The following is a 19,823-nucleotide window of genomic DNA, read 5'->3' as shown; positions in this document are numbered from 1 at the left end:
CCGTGTCCGCAGCGCACGGACAGCCGGGACGAGTGAGGCCCTCGGGCGAAAGGGCTTGTCGGCGACCAGACAGTATGAGCCACATGATCACTGTTCACCTGAAGTACGAGATCGACCCCGACCGCCTCGACGACTTCGAGGAGTACGGCCGCCGCTGGATCACCCTCGTCAACCGGTTCGGCGGCACGCACCACGGCTACTTCCTGCCCAGCGAGGGCGACAGCGACATCGCCTACGCCCTGTTCTCCTTCCCGGACCTGGCCCGCTACGAGCGGTACCGGACGGACAGCGCGACCGACCCCGCATGCCAGGAAGCCTTCGAACTGGCCCGCCGGACGCGGTGCATCAAGCGCTACGAACGCCGCTTCCTGCGTCCCCTGGATCCCGAGCCCACCGCGGACTAGCGCGATCCGGCTGGGCGGACGGCGGATCGCTATCGCGAACTCCCTCTGTGCGAGGACCGAAGCACCCAGCCGCTGTTTACGTGCCGCTCCCGGGGTAGGTGCGATCTTCGCGGCGGGTTGCCGTGCGGTGGAGAAGTGTCCGCCGCAGTATTCGCAGGAGTGAAAAGCACGGAAGAGGGTGGCGGTGTGGGCGAGTCAGCGTCCGGAGGCAGGTCCGGTCGTCCCAGCCCGGTTCAGATGTCGAAAGCGGTGGGCCGGCTGCCACTGCAGGTGCGTGAGGACCTCACCCGCCGGCTGCGCCGCAACAAACGGGCCTTCCGGAAGGACGACGTACAGGTCGTCGAAGGGCCGCTGCTGCGCCGGGCGGTCGGAGCCTCCGCGCTGGGCAACTGCATGGAGTGGTTCGACTTCGGCGTCTACAGCTATCTCGCCGCCACGATCGGCAAGGTCTTCTTTCCCGGTGCGTCCCCGGGCGCACAGGTCGTCTCGTCGTTCGCCACCTTCGCGGCGGCCTTCGTCGTCCGCCCCCTGGGCGGTCTCGTCTTCGGCCCGCTGGGCGACCGCCTCGGCCGGCAGAAGGTGCTCGCCACCACCATGATCATGATGGCGCTGGGCACCTTCGTCATCGGCCTCATCCCGAGCTACGCGACGATCGGCATCGCCGCGCCCATCCTGCTGCTCCTCGCCCGGATGGTGCAGGGCTTCTCCACCGGCGGCGAGTACGGCGGCGCCACCACGTTCGTCGCCGAGTACTCACCCGACCGGCGCCGCGGGTTCCTCTCCAGCTGGCTCGACTTCGGCACCTTCGTCGGCTACGCGCTCGGCTCCGCCCTCGTCACCGTCCTGAACCTGGCGCTCACCGACGACCAGATGATCGCGTGGGGATGGCGGCTGCCGTTCCTGATCGCCGGCCCGCTCGGTGTGATCGGCCTGTACATGCGACTCAAGCTGGAGGAGTCTCCGGCGTTCCAGCAGCAGCTCGACGAACACGACAAGAGCCTCGCGCAGGAGTCCGCGGGCACCGAGTTCAAGTCCATCATCAAGGACCACTGGCGTCCGCTGCTGATCTGCATGGGCCTGGTGCTGCTGTACAACGTCACCAACTACATGGTGACCGGCTTCCTGCCGACCTATCAGACGGAGACGCTGAACCGTTCCAGCGGCCGCGCCGACCTCCTGGTGCTGATCGGCATGGTCTGGATCGTCGTCCTCATCACGTTCATCGGACGCCTCAGTGACCGGGTCGGCAGGCGCCCGATCTACGGGTTCTCCGCCGTCGCCATGATCCTGCTCGCCGTCCCGGCCTTCGAGCTGATCAAGATGGACGGCTTCTGGCCGCCGCTCTGCGGGGTGCTGATCCTGGCCACGCTGCTGGCGTTCTTCGCCGCGCCGAGCGCCGCGACCCTGCCCGCGTTGTTCCCGACGGCCATCCGGTACGCGGCGATGGGCATCGGCTTCAACTTCGCCGTGGCGGCCTTCGGCGGCACCACCCCGCTCGTCACCGAGGCACTCGTGAACGTCACCGGCAACGACCTCGTGCCCGCCTACTACCTGATGGTCGCCGGCGTGATCGGGCTGGTGACCGTGAAGTTCATGCCGGAGAGCGCCCAGGTGCCCCTCGACGGATCGCAGCCCATGGTCGGCTCCCGCGAGGAACGGCAGGAGCTGATCACCACGTCGAAGGAGCTGTACCAGGTCTCGGCCGGTCAGGCCGGGGGCGACGACAGTCCGGCGACCCCTCTGGCGTGACCCCGCGGCGCGGGCGCGGGTCGGCCGAGCGGGCGACAGGCCCGGGATGCGGGGCGGCGGATGGGAAGGCATCGATCATGCGGCCCACCGTGCGGCCGCAGTTGCCGCGCGGGCTCCCGGCACTTCCCGGGTGCCCCCTCGTCGTACCGGCCCTGCCGACGTACGTCCTGGCGGCGGCAAGCGTCTCCGCAGACGGCCCCGGCGACGCGCCGGCCGTCGAGAACAGATGGGTGCACCGTGAAGCGCACGACAGCGGAACAAGCGACACACGAGGCCTCGCCCACCGGCGGTCGCACCCGGCGCTGGGCCCGCCGGCTGGCGGCCGCCGCAGGGGTCCTCGCCCTGTGTGCCCTGCCGGTCGGACCGGCCGGCGCGACAGCAGCGGGCACGGCGAAGGAGAACCCCCGTCCGTCCGTCAGGTCGGCGCTGTACGCGTCCGACTACGGCAACAATCGTGTGGTCCGGCTCCCGGCCGGCGGGGGAGACCAGACCACCGTCCCCCTCGACGGCGTGGTCCGCCCCACCGGTCTGGCCTTCGACACCCACCGCACCCTCTACGTCTCCGACACGGGCAACAACAGGGTGCTGAAGCTCGCCGCCAGCGGCGGGGAGCAGTCCACCGTCCCGACCACCGACCTGTCACGCCCCCTGGGCCTCGCCGTCGACGCGCCCGGCAACCTCTACATCGCCGACAGCTTCAACGACCGCGTCGTGAAGGTGCCCGCGGACGGCAGCGGTCAGACGACCGTCCCCACCACGGGTCTCCTGCACCCCTGGGGCCTGGCACTGGCGAAGGGCGGCGACCTGTATGTCTCCGACTTCGTCAACGACCGGGTGGTCAAGGTGGCCGCGAACGGTGGCGGCCAGACCACGGTTCCCACCGACGGCCTGTCCCAGCCCACCGGACTGGCCCTGAACGCGGCCGGTGACCTCTTCATCGCGGACAGCGGCAACAACCGCGTCGTGAAGGTGTCCGCGCGCGGCGGCGCGCAGACCACGGTGCGGACCGACGGCCTGAGCGACCCGCTCGGCCTCGCCCTCGACGGCCGCGGCGGCCTCTACGTCGCCGACGGTTTCAACAACCGCGTGGTCCGTGTCCGGGAGACGGGCGGCGGGCAGGTCGCCCTCCCCTCGACGGGGCTCAACACGCCGACCGGTCTCGCGTTCCCGCCGGCGGGCAGGCGTCCGGGCCGGCCGTGAACGACGTCATGGCGGCCGACCGCGGTCCGGGCGGGGAATCGAGGTTCCGGCACGGTCCTCGGTCGGCGCGCCCGGTCGACGGCTCCGCGGAAATTCCGTACCGTCCACGACGCGAAGGGCGCAGACTCGTCCCGTGACCGACATGGGGGCGTTCCGGGAAGCCGTCACCGCGTGGGCGGCCGGAGGCCCCGGTGACGAGGCGCGCGAGTGGGCGGAACGGCTGTCCGTCAGGACCGTCGTCCTGCTCGAAGGTCTGAGCGATGTCGCTGCCGTCGACGCGCTGGCCGCGATCCGGGGGCGGGATCTGGCGGCCGAGGGAGTCTGTGTCCTGTCCATGGGCGGGGCGATGAGCGTCGGTCGTTTCGCCCGGCTCCTCGGCCCGCCCGGCCTGGGCCTGCGCCTCGTAGGGCTGTGCGACGAGGCGGAGCGCGGCTACTACGCCCGCGCCTTCGAGGCGGCGGGCGCGAGGCAACAGGGCATCTTCGTCTGCGCGGCGGATCTGGAGGACGAGCTGATCCGCGCGCTCGGCGTGACGCGGGTGGAGGAGCTCGTCCGGGCGGAAGGAGACCAGCGCCCCCTGGTCACCTTCCTGCGGCAGCCCGCGCAGCGGGACCGCGCCGCCCACCAGCGGCTGCGCCGCTTCTTCGGCACGAAGTCGGGACGCAAGATCCAGTACGGCCGCGTCCTTGTCGAGGCCCTCGATCCCGACCGCGTCCCCGCCCCTCTCGACGACCTGTTCAGCAGCCTCTGACCGCTCCGGGCCCGTCGGCTCCCCGGGATCCGGTCAGTCGGCCGTGTCCTCCAGGGCCTGCTGGACCGTGGCGTAGCAGGAGATGACGGTGTCGACGCCGACGAGCTGCAGAACGCGCAGCACCGTCTGCTGCGGGGCGGCAAGGCGCAGCCAGCCCCGCGCCTCCTCGGACGCCCGGTGGGCGACGATGAGGATGTTGATCCCGCTGGAGTCCATGAACGTGACGTCGCTGAGGTCGGCGACGGTCCGGGGTGTCTCCCCGTCCGCGGACGGGAGCAGGGCTTCGCCGAGGAGACCGCGGCTGTTGTGGTCGATCTCGCCGTGCAGGGCGACGATCCGGACGCCGTCCGCCGTGGAGAAGTCCACGGACAGCCGACTGTCCTGTGCTGTTTTATCGGTCTCTGTCACCGTTTCCTCGACTGCGCTCGCTTTGGGCCGGGACGTACGTTGATGGCCACCCCGATGGTACGGAGCTGAGCATCCTCCTGGTTCATGCCCGGGGCCAAGGGTGTGTAATGCAAGTGGGCGGGTACACGCACCAGGCGCTGTACACGGGGTCGAAAGTTGAATGCATTGGGGCCAGTTCCCGGAAATGAAGACGATGAGGTGCCAAGTGCACCGGTGTTGCGGCAGACCGTCGCGTTGGACGGTGAGGGAGGCAGTATCGCCGAAGCCCGCCATCTGACGGCGGCTTTTCTTGCCCGAGCGCAGACGGATCTCGGCCTGCCGGTCTCGGCGCGCGCTCTCGGCATGGCGCAACTGGTGGTGAGCGAGCTGGTCACCAACGCCCGCAAGTACGCTCCCGGCCCTGTCCTCATGGAATTGCGCATCGCCGAGGCGATGGTGGACGTCGTGGTGTGGGACAGCGACCCGGTGCTGCCGGTGGCGCGGGCGGCCGATCCGGACCGTGTCGGGCAGCACGGCCTGGAGATCGTGAAGGCCGTGGCCGACAGCTTCGAGGTGCAGCGCGAGCCGGTGGGCAAGCGGATCACGGCACGCATCGCGCTGCGGGACGTGCCCGGCGGAGACCTGGTGGACCGCCCCCTCACGTAGCGGGTGGGTCCACGGCGGGTGGCGTACCGCGGACCGTGGCCGGGCTCTCGGTGACGGTCGGGGCACGTACCCGTCGGTCCGTACAATGGACCATGTGGTCCATTCGTCGGAGGTAGACGCATGCGCGGTGAGCTGACGGCCAAGGGAAGGGCGACCCGGAGCCGGATCGTCGAGGGCGCCGCCGAGGTGCTGCGGGAGAAGGGGGTCGCCTCGGCCACCCTGGACGACGTGATGGCGCGGACCCGCTCCAGCAAGAGCCAGCTCTTCCACTACTTCCCGACGGGCAAGGACGAACTCCTCGTCGCGGTCGCCCGGTTCGAGGCGGAGCAGGTCCTGGAGGACCAGGAGCCCTATCTCAGCTGCCTCGACTCGTGGGAAGCCTGGGGCCTATGGCGGGACGTGGTGGTCAGGCGGTACGAGGAGCAGGGGGACCAGTGCCCGCTCGGGTCGCTCTTCCTTCAGATCGGACGTTCGACTCCCGGGACGCGCGCGATCGTGATCGAGCTGATGCGGCGCTGGCAGGAGAGCCTGGCGGCCGGCGTCAGGGCGCTCCAGGCGGCCGGCAGCCTGCCCGCCGACGTCGATGTCGACCGGCGGGCCGCGTCGCTGCTGGCCGCGATCCAGGGAGGCGTGTCCATCCTGCTGTCCACGGGAGAGTCCACCCATCTGCGCGCCGCTCTCGACCAGGGCATCGACGACCTGAGGCACGCGGGCCGCGCCGCGGAGTGACCTGCGTGCCGTCGGTCGACAGGACCCTTCCGCGTCGGCGGCGTCGAGTCGTGCGCGCGGAAGGTCAGGCGGCGATGACGGCGGCAGTCGTGCGGCCGCCGTCGACGTCGAGCACGATGCCGTGCACGAAGGCGGACTCGTCGGCCGCCAGGTACACGGCGGCACTCGCGATGTCCTCGGGGGTTCCCATCCGGTTCGCGGGAGTGCCCTTCATCATGACCTCGGCGGGATGCTCCTCACCCGGGGCCGGCTCCAGCACCACGCCGGGCGAGATGGCGTTCACGCGGACCCCCTGCGGCCCGAACTCCGCCGCCCAGGCACGGGTCAGCGTCTCCACGGCCCCCTTGGTGGAGCTGTAGAGGGCGCCGATCGGAATGCCGAGGCGGGCGATCCAGGAACCCAGGTTGATGATCGAACCGCCACCGGCCTCCACCATGGCGGGGGCGACGGCCGCCGTCAGGAAGAACGGCGCCTTCACGTTCACCGCGTAGACCTGGTCGAAGGTCTTCTCGTCGGTCGCCGTCGTGGAGTCGGCGGGGTAGATGCCGGCGTTGTTGACCAGGACGTCGATCCGGCCGCCCAGCACCCGCGTCGCCTCCTCGGCCAGGGCGCGCGAGGCCGCGGCACTCCCGTCCAGATCCGCGCGCACGAAGTCCGCCCGCCCGCCGCGTGCGCGGATCCCCTCGACGACCTCCTCGCCCCGCTCGGCGCTCCGGCCGGAAACGGCTACGTGCGCCCCCTGGGCGGCGAAGGCCTCCGCGATCGCCCGCCCGATGTTGCTGGTCGCTCCGGTCACCAGCGCGGTCCTGCCCTCAAGCCGCATCGACATGATCCACTCCATCGCGTTCGTTCTCACCATGAACCCGGACGGCCGAACGGCTCAGCGCCTTCGGCCGAACGAGGCCCTGACATCCAGGGCACTCGCGTCAACGTACGACTCAGAAAATGGACCGGCAAGTCCAGACCGGAGAGGCCCTGGCCAGGCCGAATCCCGGCCCGCGTCGGGGGACGGAGCGCCGGATGGGGCCTCCCGGGCGCGGGGACGGGTGCGTCCGGGGCGGCGGGCCGGGCGCCCCGCTCCGGATGCGAGGTGCCCGGACCCTCCCTAGCGTGGCTGGCGTACCACCCCCAACCAAGGAGTGATGATGGGCAAGAGTTCCATGGACAAGGCCAAGGGCAAGGCCAAGGAAATGGTCGGCAAGGCCACCGGCAACGACCGCATGCAGGCCGAGGGCAAGACCGACCAGGCCAAGGGCAACGTCCGTGACGTCGCCGAGAAGGCCCAGGACAAGGCCGCCGGCGCCCGCGACTCACTCCGCGACGAGCGATAGTCGGCACCACCCGCGGACGGAAGGGCGCCCCTCGACCAGGATCGAGGGGCGCCCTTTTGCCGGCTCCGCCGGCCGAGGAGAGAAGTTCCGGCCCGGCGATGTCGAGAACCCGTGGTCCGCTCCGTCCCAGCCGTGACTGCGACCACAATGGTTCGCACCAGCACGGAGGAGAGCGCGATGGCCAAGTACCTGTTGCTCAAGCACTACCGCGGCGCCCCGGCCCCGGCCAACGACGTACCGATGTCCGAATGGACTCCCGAGGAGATCACGGCCCACGTGCAGTACATGAACGACTTCGCCGCACGGCTGGAGACGACCGGGGAGTTCGTCGACTCGCAGGCACTCGCCCCCGAGGGGACGTTCGTGCGGTACGACGGAGAGGGCCGACCGCCGGTCACCGACGGCCCGTTCGCCGAGACCAAGGACGTCATCGCCGGCTGGATGATCATCGACGTCGACTCCTACGACCGCGCCGTCGAACTGGCCGGTGAACTGTCGGCCGCACCGGGAGCAGGCGGAAAGCCCATCCACGAGTGGCTGGAGCTGCGCCCCTTCCTGGGTGTGCACCCCACCGTCACGGAGTGACCCGGGACATGGACGAGCTCCAGCTCCGGAGCCTCACCCCCGGGGTGCTCGGCATCCTCGTCCGCCGCGGAGCCGACTTCGCGGCGGCCGAGGACGCCGTGCAGGACGCGCTGATCGAGGCGGTCCGCGGCTGGCCTGCCGATCCGCCGCGGGACCCCAAGGGATGGCTGGTCACCGTCGCCTGGCGCAAGTTCCTCGACGCGACCCGGGCGGACACCGCCCGCCGTCGGCGCGAGGAGACCGTCGACGAGGAACCGGCGCCCGGCACCGTGCCCGCGGTGGACGACACGCTCCAGCTCTACTTCCTGTGCGCACACCCCTCGCTGACGCCGTCGTCCGCGGTCGCGCTGACCCTGCGGGCCGTCGGCGGCCTGACCACCCGCCAGATCGCCCGGGCGTACCTCGTCCCCGAGGCGACCATGGCGCAGCGCATCAGCCGGGCCAAGCGCACGGTCTCGGGCGTCCGGTTCGACCAGCCCGGCGACGTCGCCACCGTGCTGCGCGTCCTCTATCTGGTCTTCAACGAGGGCTACTCGGGAGACGTGGACCTCGTCGCCGAGGCCATCCGTCTCACCCGGCAGCTCGCAGCGGCGATCGACCATCCCGAGGTGGCGGGCCTGCTCGCCCTCATGCTGCTCCACCACGCCCGACACCCCGCCCGCACGGCGGCCGACGGCGGCATCGTGACCCTCGCCGAACAGGACCGCACTCGCTGGGACACCACGATGATCGCCGAGGGGATCGGGATCCTCCAGCTCGCCCTCGCCCGTGACCGGCTGGGCGAGTATCAGGCGCAGGCCGCCATCGCGGCTCTCCACGCGGACGCACAGTCGGCGGGCGAGACGGACTGGGTGCAGATCGTCGAGTGGTACGACGAACTCGCCCGGCTGACCGGCAGCCCCGTCGTCCGCCTCAACCGCGCGGTCGCCGTCGGCGAGGCCGACGGCCCGCGCGCGGGTCTGGCGGCACTCGCGCGCCTCGACGACACGCTCCCGCGCCACACCGCCGTGGCCGCCTATCTCCATGAGCGCGACGGCGCTTCGGAGACGGCGGCACGGCTGTACACCGAGGCGGCCCGCCAGGCGACGAACCTCGCCGAGCGCGACCATCTGACCCGTCAGGCGGCCCGCCTCAACGCGATGGGGGCTCGCGGTCGCTCAGCGGATCCCGCGGGCGACGCAGAAGACCACGGTCACGATCGAACGGGCGGTCACCGTCACCAGTAGTGGCGACGCCCGCCGACCTCACGGCCCACCGCTCCCAGGATCCAGAGCAGGGCACCGACGGCCACCAGGATGACGCCGATGGTCCACAGGATCCCGATTCCGGCCACGAGACCGACGACGAGCAGAATGACTCCAAGGATGATCATGGCGTCCTCCCATGACGGGGCGTCGTCCGGGGGCGCCCCAATCTGAGCCCCGGGTGCCCGCACCGTGGCGAGGCAAACACACCGGGTTCACCCCAGGACCACCGCTGGGCCGACGCGGTGGCCGTCGGCGCTCTCAGCCGGTGGGGCGCCACGCGGCCTCGGCGGCCTGGACGGTGGGGTGGGAGGGGAACACCTCGTCGAGGCCGACCATGCGGAAGATACGGCCGACGAGGTCGGGGACGGCCGCCAGCGCGATGCCCGCCCCGGTGGCCAGGGCGTGGTTGCGGGCAGCGATGAGCACCGTGATGCCGGTGGAGTCGCAGAAGGTGATGCCGCCGAGGTCGAGGACGAGTTGCCCCCCCGGGGGCAGGTCGAGGCCGATCAGCTGGGCGCGCACCTGGTCGGCGGTGTGGAAGTCGAGTTCGCCGGCGAGTTCGATGACCGCGCCCTCGGGGGTGGTACGGGTGTGGAGGGTCAGATGCTGGGTCACTGCTGCTCTTCACTGGGGGGTCGGGGCACATGGATGGCGAGGACCGCGGCATCGTCGTCCACGCCGGTGCCGAAGGTGTCGAGCAGGTCGCGGACCGCGTCGATACTGTCCGCTGCGGTGGTGGGGGCGAGTGCGCGGGCGAAGCCGAGCAGGGCGTCGTCGCCGTACCGGCCACCGACGGCGTCGGTGTGGGCCTCGGTGAGGCCGTCGGTGTGCAGCAGGAGCGTGTCGCCGGGGGCCAGGTGCACGGCGGTGGTGGCGATATGGGCGTCGGGCAGCGCACCGATGAGCTGGCCGCCGGGGGTGGGCAGGATGTCGGCCGTGCCGTCGGCGCGCATGAGCAGTGCGGGGGGATGGCCGCCGCCGGCCAGGGTGATGCGGAACCCGCCGCGCTCGTGGTCCGGGGTGAGCAGGCCGAAGACGACGGTGCAGAAGCGCGGGTCGGTTCCGTTGTACTCGTGGTTGAGGACGGTGTTGAGGTTGTCCAGGACGGCGGCGGGGTCGGGGTCGTACACCGCGGCGGCGCGCAGGGTGTAGCGGGCCAGGGAGGTGACGGCCGCGGCGGCGGCGCCCTTGCCGCACACGTCGCCCATGAAGAGGCCCCAGGTTCCCGCGGCCAGTGGGAAGAGATCGTAGAAGTCGCCGCCGACCTGGTCGACGGACGCGATGTGGTAGTACGCGGAGACCTCCAGACCGGGCACGTTCGCGAGCGCGGGCGGGAGCAGGGTCTGTTGCAGCGTGGTGGCCAGCTTCTGCAGGCGCTCGCGTTCCTGCTCGGCCTCCGTGCGGGCACGCAGGAGTTCGGTCTCGTAGGCGCGGCGGTCACGGGCGTCGAAGAGTGTCGTACGGATCAGGAGGGGCTGTCCGTCGCTGCCCGTCTTCACGGTGGAGGTGACCAGGACCGGCAGCCGTGAACCGTCGGCCGCCTTGAGCTCCAGCGCGATGCCGCTCACCTCACCCTGCATGCGCAGCAGGGGCGCGAAGTGGGTCTCGTGGTAGAGCCGGCCCCCGACCGTGAGCAGGTCGGAGAAGTGCTTGCGGCCCAGCAGGTCGTCGCGCCGGTAGCCGAGCCAGTTCAGAAGCGTCGTGTTGACCTTCGCGATCCGGCCGTCCAACAGGGTGGACAGGTAGCCGCAGGGCGCGTGCTCGTACAGGTCCTCGGCGCTGTCCTCCAGGAGGGCCGAGAACTGGGCCTGTTCGTCCACCGGTCCGCCGTCCGTGCCGCACTCGTCATGATCACTGGCCTGGCCCATCGTCCGGCAGCCCCTTCACGAACGCGGTGATCGCCGCGGCGGTCTCCTCGGGGGCGGCGAGCTGCGGGCAGTGGCCGGTGGCGTTCAGCGTGACGAGGCGGCTGCCGGGGATCCGCGCGTGGACGAAGGCGCCCACCTCCGGCGGGGCGATCGCGTCGCTGGAACACTGCGCCACGAGCGTCGGCACCGCCACCGACGCGAGATCGGCCCGGTTGTCGGACAGGAACGTCACCCGGGCGAAGACCCGGGCGATCCCCGGGTCCGTACGGCAGAAGCTGTTGGTCAGTTCCTCACCCAGCTCCGGCCGCTCGGGATTGCCCATGATGACCGGCGCCATCGCACCCGACCAGCCCAGATAGTTCGCCTCCAGCGACTCGAGCAGCTCCTCGATGTCCCCGGCGCTGAATCCGCCCCGGTACCCGGTCTCCGGGTCGTCGACGAAACACGGTGACGGTGCGAGGAGCACCAGTCCCGCGAACGCCTTGGGTTCCCGGGCGGCGGCGAGTACGCCCATCATGGCGCTCACCGAATGCCCGACGAACGTCACGGGCCCGAGGGCCAGCTCGCGGCAGAGTTCCAGTACGTCCTCGACGTATCCGTCGAGCGTCGCGTACCGCTCCTCGCTCCACGCCGCCAGGTCGGAGTTCCCCGCGCCGACGTGGTCGAAGCGGACGACGGCGAAGTCGCGCTCCAGGGCCGGTGTCACCAGCCGCCACAGGTTCTGGTCGCATCCGAAACCGTGCGCCAGCACCACCACCGGGGCGCCGGCTCGTCCGGTCACGGTCACATGGTTCCTGCGCCGTACGTCCACGGGCACATCCTCGCTGTCTCGTTCTGATCGTCGCGGCGCCGGAGGTCCCGGGAGTGAGCCCGGTCAGACGGCACTCGGCGCGGGAGCCGCGCCCAGCGGGATGTCCGCGGTGATGCGCTTGCCGACGGGCGTCTGTTCGATGGTGAGGGTCTGCGCGAGGGCGGTGACGATCTCGAGGCCGTGCTGGCCGATGCGCGCGGGGTCCGCCGCCTTGGCCGACGGCAGGACGGGACTGCTGTCCCAGAGTTCGACCCGCAGCACCGCGCCCATCACCCGGAGCCGCAGACGTGCCGGTCCCGGCGCGTGCTTGCGGGCGTTGGTGACCAGTTCGCTGACGATCAGCTGGACGACCTCCACCACGGCCGTGACGACCGGAATGCCCTGAGGGTCCTTCACCTTCGACAGGAAGGCGGCCGCGAGATGGCGCGCCTGGGCGATACGGGAACCGTCGCCGTCCAGTTCGAGTGAGGTTTCCAGAGGAGGGCCCGCACCTGCCCTTTCACCGCCGGCCGTGCCGGATGATTCGTCCATCTGTGCCCGCTTCCGTCTCCCGCCGACTACCCCCGCAGGCGCCGCGTACGCTCGCCACGGCACGTTACCTGGCCCACCGCCGGGCCGACGCCCAAAGGTGCGCCGGGCATCGCCGTTCACGGGCCCTCCCGTCCCGCCGACCCGCGTTCCGGAAACGGCGGAGGCGTCCACCCCGCGGGGCGGACGCCTCGATTTCCGTACGCGCACAGGACGCGCGCCGTGATCACGTGGTGCTGAGCATGCCTTCGCGGAGCTTGGCCAGAGTGCGGTTGAGGAGGCGGGAGACGTGCATCTGGGAGACGCCGAGGTGTTCGCCGATCTGGGCCTGGGTCAGTTCGTCGACGAACCGCATGTGGATGATGCGGCGCTCGCGGTCGTCCAGCCCGGCGATCATGGGGGCCAGCGCGTTGAAGTCCTCGACCAGTTCCAGGGCGTTGTCGTCCGCGCCGATGAAGTCCGCGAGAGCGGCCTCACCGTCGTTGCTGGAGCTGATGGTGGCGTCGAGCGAGGAGGACGTGTAGCCGTTGGACGCGAGACGCGCCTCGTTGACCTCCTCCTCGCTGAGGCACATCAGCTGCGAGAGCTCCTTGACCGTGGGGGTACGGCCGAGGCGGGTGCGGAGCTCCTCGGTGGCCTTCGCGAGCTGGATCCGGGCCTCCTGCAGACGCCGCGGGACGTGCACGGCCCAGCTGGTGTCGCGGAAGAAGCGCTTGATCTCGCCGACGATGTACGGCACGGCGAAGGAGGTGAACTCCACCTCGCGGGTCAGCTCGAACCGGTCGATGGCCTTGATGAGGCCGATCGTGCCGACCTGGACGATGTCCTCCATCTCGTCGTGACTGCGGCTGCGGAACCGCGCGGCCGCGAAACGGACGAGGGTGATGTTCATCTCGATCAGGGTGTTGCGGGCGTACTGGTACTCGGGCGTGCCCTCTTCCAGGACGGCGAGCTGGTCGAAGAACAGCCTCGACAGCTCACGGGCGTCCTTCGGAGTGACCCGAGACGGGTCGGTCACCTCCGGAAGCGTTGTCGTTCGTGCTTCCGTCGCTGCGGTCACCGTCATGTCAGATCCCCTCCCTACAGTGCAAGCCCCCGTGCCGCCGGCTGCTCGAGTCCGACGCAAGAAGGCGCGTACCCAGGACTGAGCCTTCCACACCAGAATATTCGAACGAAGGGTGACCCCGGTACCGTCCGACGCCGCGGACCGGGGCCCCCCTCGCCTCGCCCGTCAGCTCTCGCCCCGCGGCAGTCGGGTCGCCGTCTCCAGGTAGAAGGCGTCGATGCTCTGCACAGCCTGTTCGAACTCCACCAGGTTCACGGGCTTCGTCACGTACGCGTTGGCGTGGCTGTTGTAGGCGCCGGTGACGTCGTCCGGCGCGGAGGACGTGGTGAGGACGACCACCGGGATCGTCTGCAGATCATCGTCCGTCTTGAGGACCTGGAGCAGCTCGCGGCCGTTCATGCGGGGCATGTTGAGGTCGAGCACGATGAGGTCGGGGCGCACGCTGTCCGGGTCGCGCAGGTGCTCCAGCGCGGCGACACCGTCGGTGACCTGGACCAGGTTGCGGGCGCCACGCTCGGAGAGGGCCTCCTCGATGAGCATGGCGTCGGCGACGTCGTCTTCGACGAGCAGGACGTCGAAGGGGCGGGTGGGGGAGGTCATCATCGGTAGCTCCGTGGGTGCTTCATGGGAGTGGTGGAAGATTCCGGGCCAGCGACGGCGGGCGCCTTGGCGTGTCATGTCCGAGGCCTCGCCGATCTGCGGATAGCCGGCGCCCGCGCGGGCGGCGTCCACGGCCGCTTCACGCTGGAGGCGTTCGGCGGCCCGCTGGAGATGCGTCAGGACGTGCAGCCGGGTGAGTGCGTGCGTGGGATCGGCGGCCGCCGGCGGAGGCGGTGGGTCTTCCATGAGCTGGTGGGCGATGCGCCGCGCAAGTTCGTCGACCGCGGCGTCCGCGAGGACGGCTGTCTCCTGCGGGGTGGTCGGCACGACGAAGTTCTTGCCAGGCATACCCGGCACATTAGGCCCCGGACCGCCCCCGCGACAACAACCGTTGTCGACCGCCCTCTAGAGTGTGCGCTGCGCCGCCCTCAGGGCGGCCGTCACGACGGAGGAGTCAGAGGATGACCGGCGACGAGAGGCTGCCGCATACGCGGGGGCTGTCCAAGTGGACGACCCGGCGCTGGCTCCGTGTCGGAGTGGCCGTGTCGTTGACCGTCCTCGGCCTCCTCGGGGCGATGGGGGCCTGGGTCCTCGGGCGAACGGCCACGATCAGCGACGACCTCGTGGACGTGAAGTCGCCCGCCCTGACCAGCTCGATCCGCCTGGAATCGGCTCTCCTCAACCAGGAGACGGGCATCCGCGGCTACGGCATCACGGGCACGCCGGACTTCCTCGACCCCTACCGCGAGGGACTCGCCGAGCAGAAGACCAACACCGCACGGCTCGCGGAACTGCTCCGGGGTGACCCCGCCCGCCTGCGCGACCTGAAGACCGTGCAGGACGACATCAGGACCTGGCAGGAGAAGATCGCCCGGCCGGTCGCCGCCTCGCCGCCCGGGTCGCCGTCACCGGAAGCCGGCGAGCGAGCCGCCGCGGGCAAGAAGGACTTCGACCGGCTGAGGGCGGCCATGACCGCCCAACAGGACAGACTCCGCGACGACCGGACCCGGACCCGGGACGACCTGGCCTCCACGATGCGCCTGCGGAACTGGGTGTTCGCCACCATCGCGCTCCTCATCGTCGTGCTCGCGGGCATCGTCTTCGAGGCGCTGCGCCGCGGCATCACCGCACCGCTCGAACAGCTCGGATCCGACGCCCGCACCATCGCCGACGGCGACTTCGGCCACCCCATCACCCCGACCGGCCCCGCCGACCTGCGGAGGCTGGGCGGCGAGATCGAGTTCATGCGCCGACGGCTCGTACGGGAACTGGACTTCAGCGAGGAGTCCCGACTGCGGCTCGACGCGCAGTCCGCCGACCTCAAGCGCTCCAACGCCGAGCTGGAGCAGTTCGCCTACGTCGCCTCCCACGACCTCCAGGAACCCCTGCGCAAGGTCTCCAGCTTCACCCAGCTGCTCCAGCGGCGTTACGGAGGTCAGCTCGACGACCGCGCCGACCAGTACATCGACTTCGCGGTCGACGGCGCGAACCGCATGCAGACCCTCATCAACGACCTGCTCGACTTCTCCCGCGTCGGCCGGGTGCACCACGCCCACCAGAGCGTCGACCTCGACGGCGTGATGAAGCGGACCCTCTCCGCCCTCAGTGTCGGCATCGAGGAGTCGGGTGCGGTGATCACCCGGGACGAGCTGCCGACCCTGGTCGCCGATCCCACGCAGATGAGCATGCTCTGGCAGAACCTGATCGGCAACGCGGTCAAGTTCCGGCGTCCCGGCGAGGCGCCGGCGATCCACGTCTCCGCCGAACAGGACGGCAGCCTGTGGAAGTTCGCCGTCACGGACAACGGCATCGGCATCGACCCCGAGTACGCCGAGCAGGTCTTCGTGATCTTCCAGCGCCTGCACACCAAGGACACGTACAAGGGAAGCGGCATCGGGCTCGCGATGTGCAAGAAGATCGTCGAGTTCCACGGGGGGACCATCTTCGTCGACCCCGGGTACACCGACGGCACCCGCATCATGTTCACCCTGGCGAGCGAGCCGCCGGCGACGGGCCTTCCGTCGGCGGAGCCGGCGGAGACCCGCGCCGACACGGTGCCGACGTCCTGACAGCGGCCGACAGCCGGGACGCGAGAGACGCGGGGGCAACGCCTGACACCAGGCGTTGCCCCCGCGTCCGTGTGACGGGGGGTCGAACGGCAGGAGGGACACCAGCTCGCCTACCGGTGCTGCTGTGGTCGGGTCAGTGGCGACGGCGGTGACGCACCCGGCGCCGAACGCGCCGCCTGACGGATCCGTCGGGGCCGGGCGGCCCGAACCGGCTGAGGGAACCCGGCGCGTGTGCGACCACGCCCGTGCGGGCGGACGTCATACCCGCACCCCCTTGGGTGCCGTCCGGCGGACGGGGCGCGCTGCGTCCAGGAGACGCTGGACGACGGCGGAGCGGGGACCGAACCGAAGGCGCCGCCGACAGCGGCTCCAGCAGTCGAGCGCGTTCAGGAGCGCCGAGTCCGCGAAGACGACGTGCCGCGTGTCGACGCTCAGATGGACATAGCCCAGGGCGGCGGCCGAGGCGAGCAGCGCCCGGAGCGCACCGGTGCTGTAGTGGTCGATCTCGCCCTGCAGCTCGATGCGCAGAGCCTGGTCGATGGTGGTGCAGGAACGGATGATTATGTCGCCGGGCGCGCCGGCGCCCGGCTCCTTCGCACGGTCGGTGTCCCCGACAGCGGTGTTCGGATCGGTCAGTATCGGAAGAATGCCCGCGGTACTCACGCCATGATCAACAGCCGTGTCCCCCTCCGGGGTGCGGGTGATCACCCGGCTGTACGGAAGATCCGCTCCACCGGGGGAAAGACCGTCCCTCGCCCGGGTGGTGTCCGGCGCGGTGACGTCGCGCCCCACACCACCATCACCGTGCACGTGGTGGCCGTTCATCACGGGCACGACGGAGGAGGCAGTCAGGAGGGAGGGGGGAGCGGAGGACGGAAGGGGAACGCAGGGCGGCAGGGGCGGCAGCGCTGCATGCGCGTCGGCGGGACGCCGGAGGCGGGGCAGTGTCGGTACGACCGCGATCGCGCGGACCTCTTCCTCGCGCGGCCGGGCAGCTCGCGCCGCCGACCCGCAGGCCTCCCACCACGGCGAACGCGGCACGGCGCGCCGTGACGGGACCAGCACTACCGCGATTCCGCGAACTTCCCCCGGCCCGGACCCCACTGAGGTCCGCGCGCGTGGGTACTCGGCGCGCCATGACTGTCTACGGATTACACGCCTCGCACGAACAGATCCCGCCCGCGGATCTCCTCGACGCCGTGGTGCGGGCGGAGCAGGCCGGGTTCACCGCCGCCATGTGCTCGGACCACTTCTCCCCGTGGAGCGTGCGCCAGGGCGAGTCCGGATTCGCCTGGTCGTGGCTCGGCGCAGCGCTCCAGGCCACCGACCAGACACCGTTCGGCGTCGTCAACGCACCCGGCCAGCGCTACCACCCCGCGATCGTCGCCCAGGCCGTCGCGAGTCTCGCGTCCATGTACCCGGGCAGGTTCTGGGCGGCCCTAGGGAGCGGAGAGGCATCCAACGAACACATCACCGGCGCCCGTTGGCCCCGCAAGGACCTGCGCAACGCGCGCCTGCGGGAGTGCGTCGACATCATCCGCGCACTCCTCGAGGGGGAGGAGGTCAGTCACAACGGTCTGGTGACCGTGGACCGGGCACGGCTGTGGACCCTGCCGCCCGCGGTGCCGCCGCTCATCGGGGCCGCGTGCAGCACGGCCACCGCCGCCTGGTGCGCCGAATGGGCGGACGGCCTCATCACGGTCAACGCACCGCGCGAACGGCTGCGCGAGATCGCTGACGCCTACCGGGACGCGGGTGGCCGCGGTCCCCTGCACCTCCAGGTCCACCTGAGCTGGGCACCCGACGAGGACGAGGCGCTGGCGCTGGCCCACGACCAGTGGCGCACCAACGTCCACTCGCCCCCGGCCAGTTGGGACCTGGACTCCGCGGAACTCTTCGACATCGTCAGCGAGCACGTCACGCCCGAGCAGGTCGCGCGCACGGTCAACGTCTCCTCCGATCTCGGGCAGCACACGGCCTGGCTCCAGGAGTACGCCGACCTCGGCTTCGACAGCGTGATGCTGCACCATGTGGGCCGCGAACAGGGCCCGTTCATCGATGCGTTCGGGGCAGAGGTGCTGCCTCAGCTCGACGTCACCCGTCCGTTCCCCGCCACGGCGAAGGAGTACCGATGCGTCTGACCCGCACGTCCGACCTGTGGTGGAAGAACGCGGTGGTGTACTGCCTGGACGTCGAGACCTACCAGGACGGCAACGGCGACGGGATCGGCGACTTCGCCGGCCTCACCCAGCGCATTGACCATCTCGTACGGCTCGGTGTGACCTGCCTGTGGCTGATGCCCTTCTATCCGACGCGCGAACGCGACGACGGGTACGACATCACGGACTTCTACGGCGTCGACCCCCGCCTCGGCACGCTCGGTGACTTCACCGAGTTCGTCCGTACCGCCAAGGACCGCGGCATCCGCGTGATCGCCGACCTCGTCGTCAACCACACCTCCGAGGACCACCCGTGGTTCAAGGACGCGCGTTCCAGCCGGGACTCGGCCCACCGCGACTGGTACGTCTGGCAGGACGAGCCTCCCGAGGACGGCCCCCAGGGCGTGGTCTTCCCCGACGCCGAGGACAGCCTCTGGGAGTACGACGAGGGCAGCGGCCAGTACTACCTGCACCGCTTCTACAAGCAGCAGCCCGACCTGAACGTCGCCAACCCCGCAGTGCGGGACGAGATAGCCCGCGTCATGGGCTTCTGGACACAGCTCGGTCTGTCGGGGTTCCGGGTCGACGCCGTGCCCTTCCTGCTGGAGACGGACGGGCAGGACGACGCCGGCGCGCTGCCGGACCCGCACGCCTACCTCGCCGATCTGCGCGCCTTCCTCGGCCGCCGCAACGGCGAGTCGGTCCTCTTGGGCGAGGTGAACCTTCCGTACGGCGACCTCGCCCGCTTCTTCGGCGACCCGGACTCGGACCGCGGTGACGAACTCACCATGTGTTTCGACTTCGTCGGCATGCAGCAGATGTATCTGTCCCTTGCGCGCGAGGACGCGGGGCCGCTGGCCGGTTCACTTCGGGAACGCCCCGCCGCCCCGCGCGACGCCCACTGGGCCACGTTCGTCCGCAACCACGACGAACTCACCCTGGACAAGCTGACCGACGCCGAACGCGCCGAAGTCTTCGAGACCTTCGGCCCGGACAAGGACATGCAGCTCTACGACCGGGGCCTGCGACGCAGGCTGCCGCCCATGGTCGACGGCGACCGGCGCCGCGTCGAACTCGCCTACAGCCTGCTCTTCACCCTCCCGGGCACCCCGGTCCTCTTCTACGGCGAGGAGATCGGCATGGGGGAGAACCTCTCCGCCGAGGGACGTCAGGCCGTCCGCACCCCCATGCAGTGGACTCCCGAGACGGGCGCGGGATTCTCGACCGCCGACCCCGAGAAGTTCCCCAACCCGCTCGCGGACGGCGCCTTCACCCCGAGGAAGGTCAACGTCTACGACCAGAGCCGCGACCCCGGCTCGTTGCTGAGCCGCATCCGGCTGTTCGTGGAGCGCTACCGGGAGGCTCCCGAACTGGCCTGGGGCGAGTACCGCGTGCTCGACACGGGTGAGCGAGCGGTCCTGGCCCACTTCAGCCACACCACCGACGGCAGCGTCCTGGCGCTCCACAACTTCTCCGGCCACACCGTCACCGCCCGCCTCCGCGTGCCGGACTCCACCCCCGGCACGAGGTTCACCGACCTCCTGGACGACCACCACGCAGCCCTCACGATCCCGGACGACGGCGTACTCCCCGTGGAACTCCCGCCCTACGGCTACCGCTGGCTGCGCAGGGGCACGTCGGCGGACGACGCGGAGCGGGTGGCGGGCGGGTGA

Annotated in this window: 22 protein-coding genes; 12 read left to right on the top strand and 10 right to left on the bottom strand. The window is 70.6% G+C overall.

The annotated features are described in order from the left end of the window. Positions 1-83: 83 nt before the first annotated feature. The 4 genes from OG406_RS02665 (at position 84) to OG406_RS02650 (ending at position 4,104) form a co-directional block, all read left to right on the top strand. Positions 84-404, top strand: a complete 321-nt coding sequence (locus tag OG406_RS02665) for an NIPSNAP family protein (protein WP_164375723.1) — start codon at positions 84-86, stop codon at positions 402-404. A 237-nt stretch (positions 405-641) separates the two neighbouring features. After that, positions 642-2,153, top strand: a complete 1,512-nt coding sequence (locus OG406_RS02660; protein ID WP_266850226.1) for an MFS transporter — start codon at positions 642-644, stop codon at positions 2,151-2,153. A gap of 237 nt (positions 2,154-2,390) precedes the next feature. Further along, positions 2,391-3,353, top strand: a complete 963-nt coding sequence (locus tag OG406_RS02655) for a virginiamycin B lyase family protein (RefSeq protein WP_329183684.1) — start codon at positions 2,391-2,393, stop codon at positions 3,351-3,353. A 133-nt stretch (positions 3,354-3,486) separates the two neighbouring features. Next, positions 3,487-4,104 carry a TOPRIM nucleotidyl transferase/hydrolase domain-containing protein gene (locus tag OG406_RS02650; RefSeq protein WP_329183682.1) on the top strand — a complete coding sequence of 206 codons (618 nt, stop codon included), beginning with the start codon at positions 3,487-3,489 and terminating at the stop codon, positions 4,102-4,104. A gap of 33 nt (positions 4,105-4,137) precedes the next feature. Here OG406_RS02650 and OG406_RS02645 read toward each other — a convergent pair whose 3' ends face one another. After that, positions 4,138-4,512, bottom strand: coding sequence for an STAS domain-containing protein (locus OG406_RS02645; RefSeq protein ID WP_266619127.1), 375 nt, complete (start codon positions 4,510-4,512; stop codon positions 4,138-4,140). 213 nt (positions 4,513-4,725) lie between these two features. Here OG406_RS02645 and OG406_RS02640 point away from each other — a divergent pair, with 213 nt between their 5' ends. After that, entirely contained in the window at positions 4,726-5,157 is a 432-nt protein-coding gene (locus OG406_RS02640) for an ATP-binding protein (RefSeq protein ID WP_266619129.1), read from the top strand. Positions 5,158-5,277: 120 nt separating this feature from the next. Further along, positions 5,278-5,886: a TetR/AcrR family transcriptional regulator gene (locus OG406_RS02635; protein WP_329183678.1), complete on the top strand. Its 609-nt coding sequence runs from the start codon at positions 5,278-5,280 to the stop codon at positions 5,884-5,886. A 64-nt stretch (positions 5,887-5,950) separates the two neighbouring features. Here OG406_RS02635 and OG406_RS02630 read toward each other — a convergent pair whose 3' ends face one another. After that, positions 5,951-6,715 (bottom strand): SDR family NAD(P)-dependent oxidoreductase, encoded by a 765-nt coding sequence (locus OG406_RS02630; RefSeq protein WP_164375732.1) that lies wholly within the window; start codon positions 6,713-6,715, stop codon positions 5,951-5,953. Between the two features lie 316 nt (positions 6,716-7,031). On the opposite strand from OG406_RS02630, the gene OG406_RS02625 reads away from it, so the two are divergent. From OG406_RS02625 to OG406_RS02615, 3 genes are all read left to right on the top strand, one after another. Then, positions 7,032-7,217, top strand: coding sequence for a CsbD family protein (locus OG406_RS02625; RefSeq protein WP_081224446.1), 186 nt, complete (start codon positions 7,032-7,034; stop codon positions 7,215-7,217). A gap of 177 nt (positions 7,218-7,394) precedes the next feature. After that, positions 7,395-7,802: a YciI family protein gene (locus OG406_RS02620; protein WP_266852192.1), complete on the top strand. Its 408-nt coding sequence runs from the start codon at positions 7,395-7,397 to the stop codon at positions 7,800-7,802. 8 nt (positions 7,803-7,810) lie between these two features. Beyond that, positions 7,811-9,028 (top strand): RNA polymerase sigma factor, encoded by a 1,218-nt coding sequence (locus OG406_RS02615; protein ID WP_329183676.1) that lies wholly within the window; start codon positions 7,811-7,813, stop codon positions 9,026-9,028. Here OG406_RS02615 and OG406_RS02610 read toward each other — a convergent pair. From OG406_RS02610 to OG406_RS02580, 7 genes are all read right to left on the bottom strand, one after another. Continuing rightward, entirely contained in the window at positions 9,019-9,174 is a 156-nt protein-coding gene (locus OG406_RS02610) for a DUF6131 family protein (protein WP_179165558.1), read from the bottom strand. The genes OG406_RS02615 and OG406_RS02610 overlap by 10 nt on opposite strands. A 133-nt stretch (positions 9,175-9,307) precedes the next feature. Beyond that, complete coding sequence (locus OG406_RS02605) at positions 9,308-9,664, bottom strand: STAS domain-containing protein (RefSeq protein ID WP_329183674.1); 357 nt, start codon at positions 9,662-9,664, stop codon at positions 9,308-9,310. Then, complete coding sequence (locus OG406_RS02600) at positions 9,661-10,917, bottom strand: PP2C family protein-serine/threonine phosphatase (RefSeq protein WP_164375735.1); 1,257 nt, start codon at positions 10,915-10,917, stop codon at positions 9,661-9,663. Before OG406_RS02600 ends, OG406_RS02605 begins: the two co-directional genes overlap by 4 nt. Further along, entirely contained in the window at positions 10,901-11,728 is an 828-nt protein-coding gene (locus OG406_RS02595; protein ID WP_329183672.1) for an alpha/beta fold hydrolase, read from the bottom strand. The genes OG406_RS02600 and OG406_RS02595 overlap by 17 nt, the downstream gene beginning before the upstream one ends. Before the next feature lie 63 nt (positions 11,729-11,791). Continuing rightward, a complete protein-coding gene (locus tag OG406_RS02590; protein ID WP_266850221.1) occupies positions 11,792-12,259 on the bottom strand; it encodes an ATP-binding protein in 468 nt (155 codons plus the stop codon). A gap of 223 nt (positions 12,260-12,482) precedes the next feature. After that, positions 12,483-13,322 (bottom strand): RNA polymerase sigma factor SigF, encoded by an 840-nt coding sequence (locus tag OG406_RS02585; protein ID WP_164375738.1) that lies wholly within the window; start codon positions 13,320-13,322, stop codon positions 12,483-12,485. Between the two features lie 165 nt (positions 13,323-13,487). Continuing rightward, on the bottom strand, positions 13,488-14,270 hold the full coding sequence (locus OG406_RS02580) for a response regulator (protein ID WP_164375739.1): 783 nt from the start codon (positions 14,268-14,270) through the stop codon (positions 13,488-13,490). A 113-nt stretch (positions 14,271-14,383) separates the two neighbouring features. Here OG406_RS02580 and OG406_RS02575 point away from each other — a divergent pair, with 113 nt between their 5' ends. Then, positions 14,384-15,991, top strand: a complete 1,608-nt coding sequence (locus tag OG406_RS02575; protein WP_266850220.1) for a sensor histidine kinase — start codon at positions 14,384-14,386, stop codon at positions 15,989-15,991. Between the two features lie 258 nt (positions 15,992-16,249). Here OG406_RS02575 and OG406_RS02570 read toward each other — a convergent pair whose 3' ends face one another. After that, positions 16,250-16,654: a hypothetical protein gene (locus OG406_RS02570; protein ID WP_266850219.1), complete on the bottom strand. Its 405-nt coding sequence runs from the start codon at positions 16,652-16,654 to the stop codon at positions 16,250-16,252. Between the two features lie 473 nt (positions 16,655-17,127). Between OG406_RS02570 and OG406_RS02565 the strand changes: the two genes are divergently transcribed. Both OG406_RS02565 and OG406_RS02560 read left to right on the top strand, forming a co-directional pair. Continuing rightward, positions 17,128-18,132 carry a TIGR03885 family FMN-dependent LLM class oxidoreductase gene (locus tag OG406_RS02565; RefSeq protein WP_164375742.1) on the top strand — a complete coding sequence of 335 codons (1,005 nt, stop codon included), beginning with the start codon at positions 17,128-17,130 and terminating at the stop codon, positions 18,130-18,132. Next, positions 18,123-19,823, top strand: coding sequence for an alpha-amylase family protein (locus OG406_RS02560; protein WP_329183666.1), 1,701 nt, complete (start codon positions 18,123-18,125; stop codon positions 19,821-19,823). Before OG406_RS02565 ends, OG406_RS02560 begins: the two co-directional genes overlap by 10 nt.

It is taken from the genome of Streptomyces sp. NBC_01428, assembly GCF_036231965.1.
Classification (GTDB): domain Bacteria; phylum Actinomycetota; class Actinomycetes; order Streptomycetales; family Streptomycetaceae; genus Streptomyces.
The sequence above is the reverse complement of the archived record's forward strand: the minus strand, read 5'-3'. Positions and strand labels throughout refer to the sequence as shown.

Bases quoted from the DNA above. Each gene is read 5' to 3' on its own strand.
- OG406_RS02665 (WP_164375723.1), top strand. From the start codon at position 84: ATGATCACTGTTCACCTGAAGTACGAGATCGACCCCGACCGCCTCGAC.
- OG406_RS02625 (WP_081224446.1), top strand. From the start codon at position 7,032: ATGGGCAAGAGTTCCATGGACAAGGCCAAGGGCAAGGCCAAGGAAATG.
- OG406_RS02610 (WP_179165558.1), bottom strand. From the start codon at position 9,174: ATGATCATCCTTGGAGTCATTCTGCTCGTCGTCGGTCTCGTGGCCGGA.
- OG406_RS02580 (WP_164375739.1), bottom strand. From the start codon at position 14,270: ATGCCTGGCAAGAACTTCGTCGTGCCGACCACCCCGCAGGAGACAGCC.
- OG406_RS02575 (WP_266850220.1), top strand. From the start codon at position 14,384: ATGACCGGCGACGAGAGGCTGCCGCATACGCGGGGGCTGTCCAAGTGG.
- OG406_RS02660 (WP_266850226.1), top strand. From the start codon at position 642: ATGTCGAAAGCGGTGGGCCGGCTGCCACTGCAGGTGCGTGAGGACCTC.
- OG406_RS02620 (WP_266852192.1), top strand. From the start codon at position 7,395: ATGGCCAAGTACCTGTTGCTCAAGCACTACCGCGGCGCCCCGGCCCCG.
- OG406_RS02635 (WP_329183678.1), top strand. From the start codon at position 5,278: ATGCGCGGTGAGCTGACGGCCAAGGGAAGGGCGACCCGGAGCCGGATC.
- OG406_RS02590 (WP_266850221.1), bottom strand. From the start codon at position 12,259: ATGGACGAATCATCCGGCACGGCCGGCGGTGAAAGGGCAGGTGCGGGC.
- OG406_RS02600 (WP_164375735.1), bottom strand. From the start codon at position 10,917: ATGGGCCAGGCCAGTGATCATGACGAGTGCGGCACGGACGGCGGACCG.
- OG406_RS02585 (WP_164375738.1), bottom strand. From the start codon at position 13,322: ATGACGGTGACCGCAGCGACGGAAGCACGAACGACAACGCTTCCGGAG.
- OG406_RS02615 (WP_329183676.1), top strand. From the start codon at position 7,811: ATGGACGAGCTCCAGCTCCGGAGCCTCACCCCCGGGGTGCTCGGCATC.
- OG406_RS02565 (WP_164375742.1), top strand. From the start codon at position 17,128: ATGACTGTCTACGGATTACACGCCTCGCACGAACAGATCCCGCCCGCG.
- OG406_RS02630 (WP_164375732.1), bottom strand. From the start codon at position 6,715: ATGTCGATGCGGCTTGAGGGCAGGACCGCGCTGGTGACCGGAGCGACC.
- OG406_RS02560 (WP_329183666.1), top strand. From the start codon at position 18,123: ATGCGTCTGACCCGCACGTCCGACCTGTGGTGGAAGAACGCGGTGGTG.